Here is a 4,871-nt window from a genome sequence, read left to right on the forward strand (position 1 = left end):
CAGGTTCCGGGTCAGGGCGAGCAGCTGGGCCAGGGCGAACTCCGCGACCGCGTTCGCGTTGGAGCCCGGGGTGTGGGTGACCGCCACGCCGTGGCGGTCGGCGGCGGCCAGGTCCACGTGGTCGGTGCCCGCCCCGGCCCGCCCGATCACCCTCAGCCGGCTGGCCACCGCCGGGCCGGTCGCCGCCGCCAGGAAGGCGGCGCGCAGCGGGACACCGGCCCGGGACTTGAGCGCGTGGTAACCGAGCCCGTCGCGGACGGTCTCGGCGACAAGCACCGACTCGTCGAAGGCGTCGAAGTCGGCGAAGGCCACCCGGCCCGCCCACGCCGCCCGCACGCCCGCCGGGTCGGTCACCCGCCGGAGGTTCAGCGTGACGGCCAGACCGTGCCCGAGCAGACGCTCCAGCTCACGGTCGAGCAGCTCCCCGGGAGCCGCGTCCAGCAGCAGCACTCGCATCCGCCCCATGGATCCCCCTTCCCGGCGGCTGGACCGTACACGCTCCCAGCGACCGACGGCGAGAGCCCCGGCCCTTATACCGGCAGGAGGTCCTACACCCCCAGTTCCTCCAGTACGGCGGCGTGTTCGGCGTCCAGTCGGTGTCGTCGTTGGCGTTGGTTGTTGATCCATACTCCGAGTCGGATGGGGTGCTGGTGCCCGGCTTGGTCGTGGATGGTTTCGGTCCATTTGCGGGGCACCCGCGTGTGTCCTTCCCGCGCTTGGTATTGGTGGAGTGCGGCGAGTGCGCGGTCCCAGGCAGAAGCGCCGGCGGGCACCACTACTGTCCCCGCCGCCTGGTCTCCGGCACCGGCTTCACGACCCGGCGCTACCGCGGTCGGATGAACGCCCAGCGCCTCCAGGCGCTCGCGCTGCCCGTCGGCCAATCGCGCCCACTGGGAGCGCTGCCGGGCCAGCCACAGTCCGACATCCTCCCCGCCGACGGTGACGCCGGGCCGGATCTCCTCCAGGGAGGCGCCGCCGTCGACGCAGGACCGCACGGCCGCGTACTGCCGCTGCCAGTCGACCGTCCAGCCCTTCTCCGCGGGGTTCCAGTCGGGGTCGATCTCCGCTAGCCGGGCGGCCCGCTGCGCCGCCCGCTCCGGGTCTTTGCCCAGCCCTTGGGGTCGGCGGCAGTTGGTGAGCCACTGGCCGATGGGCCGGCCGTGTGCGACGGCGGTCCGGGGTGCGCACAGCGTCCCGTGCACGGCGTAGTAGGCGCGGGCGGCGGCGAGGTTTTCCTCGAAGGCGGCGTCGGGCACCGACCACACCATGCCGGCTTCCTCCAGCAACTCCACCCGCCATGTCGCCAGTGTTCCGGCGCGGTAGGCGCGGCGTTGTTCGCTGATCCACTGCCCGAGGGGGAAGGTGCCGACGCGGACATCGAGCGGTACTGCTACCGGTGTGTGGGCCGTGGTGGCGGCGCGGCTCTTTCCGGTTTCCTCGTCCTTTCCGTGGTCGTGGTGTTCGTGGTTGCTGTTGTCGTCGTTGTGCTTCCGCGGTGCGGTCTGGTGGTCGCCGTGCTCCTGGCGTTCTCGTACGCTGTCCTGTCCCTGCTCGTGCTCGCGCCCGCCGTGCTCGTGGCCGTGTTCCTCGTGCTTGTCGTCGTGCTCCTTGAGCTCGTGGTCCTGGTCCTCGTTCCCGTCCCTGTCTCCGTTCTGTTGCTGGTGCCATTTCCGTAGGGCGTTGAGGCCGGTCAGCCAGAGGTGGGTTTCGGGCCGGATGACGCGGGTGCGGACGAACTGTGCGACCAGGTGGGGGTCGCGGGGGGTGGCGAACCGCAGCAGCGGCACCACCTTCCGCGAGACTCCCTCACTCCTGTCCTCGCCTCCGCCACCACCGCCGCTGCCGTGTGCGGGGTCGAGGTCGGTGACGGAGGTGGGCCGGCCGCGGCTGGGCGCGGTGGCGACCGCGAGCTGCTCCACGACCGCCTCGGAGTGGCTGCGCAGCCCCTGCAGCACGGCCACCAGCGGCTTGTAGGAGGCGGAGGCGAGCATGTCGTCGGGCGCCTCGCCCGGTTCCAGGAAGACCGGCACGATCAGCCGTGCGACCTTGCCCTGGCCGGGTTTTTGGCGTAGCGCCCGTCCGACGGCTTGGACGATGTCGACGGCTGATCCGCGTACGTCGGCGAAGAGGACGCCGTGGACATCACGGCGGCCGGTGATGTCCACGCCTTCGCCCAGGACGCGTACGTTCGCCAGCACCGCCAGCTCGGTCTCCCACCCCTGCTCATCAACCCCGTCGGCGAACCGGCCCAGCACGGCTCGCCGACGCTGTGGCTCGTGTTCTCCGCACAGCCAGTCCGCCCACACCCGTCGCGGATAGGTCGCCGGATCCTCCTCATGCAACCGCGCCGCGGTACCCGGCAGAGCTCGCGCGAAGGCCATCGCTTCCACGGTGCGGTGGTGGAAGCTGATCAGTGACCGCACGCCCGTCTCGGCTGCGTGTTTGACCAGCGCGGCCTGCAAGGCGGCGAGCCGCCGGCCGCGCCGTTCCTCCTCGCTCCCGCCGTCGCCCAGATCCGGCGGGCGGATCTCCAGCACATCGATCTCGAACCGGGCGAGGATGTCCCGGTCGATGGCTTCGGTGAGGGAGAACGTGAAGACGTGCGGCCCGTAGAGGCGTTCGTCGTCCATGCTCGCGACCACCTGCCCGGGGAGAGCCGCAACGGCCTCCGAGGCGCCTTCTGCTGCCTTTCCGGTGCTCTTCGGGGTTGTGGTCTCCTGAGTCCCGCCCCGGTCCTCTGGGGCCTTCCGCGTCCCGTTCCTGCCCTCTGTGGCCTCTGCCTCGTCCGGCCGCCCAGGGGTGGCTGGTTCCCAGATGCGTGGTGTGGCGGTCAGGTACAGCCGCCGTGCCGCCGGGATGCGGCGGTTGTCGTGGATGGCGGCCCAGGGCTTGGCCAGAGCCCCGCTGGTGCGGTGGGCCTCGTCGACCACCGCGAGCCTGAACGGTGCCAGTTGCTGCCCGTAGGCACCCTGGAGGGCGGCCTCCAGTGGTCCGGGCACCTGGACCATCGCCTCGTCCGGGTCGGCCGGGCCGGGCTTTTGGCGGGGCGCGAGGGAGGCGTAGGTGGCGAACACCGTGACCGGCCCGTTCCCGGCCCACAGCGCCAGCCGGATCGCGTTGGTGGTGCACCGCACCCCCAACGCCTCCAGGACGGTGTCTCCTTCCAGGGAGCACACCGCGACGGCGGGGCCGGTGTGGCCGGCCTTCCGCCACGCCTGAACGGTCTGGGTGAGCAGGTCCAGGGTGGGCACCATGACCAGCACCCGCCCCCGCGGCTCCAGGCGACGCGCGGCCTCGGCGGCGATCAGGGTCTTGCCCGCGCCGGTGGCGGCCACCGCCGTGACCCGCAGCCCCTCGGCCGGCACATCGCGTCCTGCACGGTATTCCAGCGCGCGGACAATCGCGTCCACCGCTTCCACCTGATGTGGCCGAAGCCTGATACTCCCCATGTTTCATCTCCCGGTTCTGTTTCTCTCAACGTCTTTTCGCAGCGCATGTATGGCCATGCTTTTCCGCGCCGCTCTCGGCGCGGAAAATGGGTGTCTGCGCTGTTTGCGCGACTGCTTTTCCGCGGTGCTGCCTGTATCGGTTCCGGTCCTCTTTCCGGGATGTGTTCCGGGGACCGGACCGCCGCTGTGGTGGGGTGGCTGCTGCCGAGCTGGCACCGGCGCCCGGGGCAGCTCGGCAGCTAGGGTGGGCCGGTGTCTGGACGGAGCGGGTTGTGATCACTGGATTCGATCAGGTCGTTGTGGTGTCCGGACCTGCGCCCGTGGTGATCGAACGCTTCCTCGGGCGCTGGCGGGTGCGCTGGCCCGGCCTCCGGGTCGCCGTTGACACCGACGAAGCAGAAGCGGATTTCTCGCCGTGGCTCCCCGGCCGGCACCGGCTCCCGGCCGGGCAAGCGGAGGTGCTGCTGTCCCGAGACGAAGACATGGAGTCGCTCTGGGACACGGAGGGGTACTCCTTGGATAGAAGAGGAGAGGGCCCTGTGGCCTTCTTCTACCAACCCGCGCGGTGGCACTCCCTGAAACTGAAGACCCTGGAGGACCCCTACCCGCATGTGGGACTCAAGCATCAGCCCTACCCCGTCACGCTGGCCGGAGCGGGATTCTCCTTGGTGACCATCGTGACACCAGATGAGGAAAGCGACTTCTCACGATCCGTTTCCGACGCTTTCCTGGAGTGCTGCGCAGCAACGAAAGACAGGGAAAACCCCTGAACCAATGCGAAACCTAGAAAACCCCTCGCTCCAACACCCGCGTCTCGTCCGTGTCACCCGACCTGCTCCGGCGCCATACCCGTAGATCTGCGCCGCACCGCTGCGCGTGCGCGGATTTTCAGGGCCTCCCACTCGTCATGCACGGGCCGGTTCCTCGTTCTCCGGGGGTGGTGTGTTTTCCCAGACTCTACACACTGATGCATCCCCGCGCATTGGGAACCCGCCACCCCAACCCGCCCAACTCCTCGCCCCGTGACCACCCGTCACCCACACCACCGCCCCGCACCCCCTCCCATAGTCGGCCCAACCCCCGCCCCCCACTCACCCGCTGACAGCCGCCCACCCCAGCCACCCGCCTGGGTGGGTGCCGAGGGGTGGAGCACAGCGGAACCCCTTCGGCCCGCATCGCGGGCCGCTCCCGGCCGCCGGGAAGCGCAGCGGCAGCGGCCGGCCCCGAGCGCAGCGAGGGCCTCCGGCGCGCAGCGCCGGCTTTCGGCTCCCGCAGCGAAGCGGAGGGAGCCACCCGTGCGCAGCACGGGGCCGAAGCGCAGCGAAGGCCCGACGCGAAGCGTCGAACGGCGAGCGCAGCGAGCCGCAACCGCGGCGCGCAGCGCCGCGGTTTGCTGCTCCGCGCGCCAGCGCGGAGGTACCC

The 4,871-nt window shown here is 70.8% G+C and carries 2 protein-coding genes and 1 pseudogene; 1 reads left to right on the forward strand and 2 read right to left on the reverse strand.

The features are described from left to right. Positions 1-465: pseudogene (locus tag CUT83_RS11875) on the reverse strand (NAD(P)-dependent oxidoreductase); the annotation flags it as partial. An 83-nt stretch (positions 466-548) separates the two neighbouring features. Further along, positions 549-3,449: a DEAD/DEAH box helicase gene (locus CUT83_RS11880; RefSeq protein WP_101255823.1), complete on the reverse strand. Its 2,901-nt coding sequence runs from the start codon at positions 3,447-3,449 to the stop codon at positions 549-551. Between the two features lie 272 nt (positions 3,450-3,721). Here CUT83_RS11880 and CUT83_RS11885 point away from each other — a divergent pair, with 272 nt between their 5' ends. Next, entirely contained in the window at positions 3,722-4,219 is a 498-nt protein-coding gene (locus CUT83_RS11885) for a hypothetical protein (protein WP_101255824.1), read from the forward strand. Positions 4,220-4,871: the final 652 nt, after the last annotated feature.

This window comes from Streptomyces barkulensis, assembly GCF_002843305.1.
GTDB lineage: Bacteria > Actinomycetota > Actinomycetes > Streptomycetales > Streptomycetaceae > Streptomyces > Streptomyces barkulensis.

Bases quoted from the DNA above. Each gene is read 5' to 3' on its own strand.
- CUT83_RS11880 (WP_101255823.1), bottom strand. From the start codon at position 3,449: ATGGGGAGTATCAGGCTTCGGCCACATCAGGTGGAAGCGGTGGACGCG.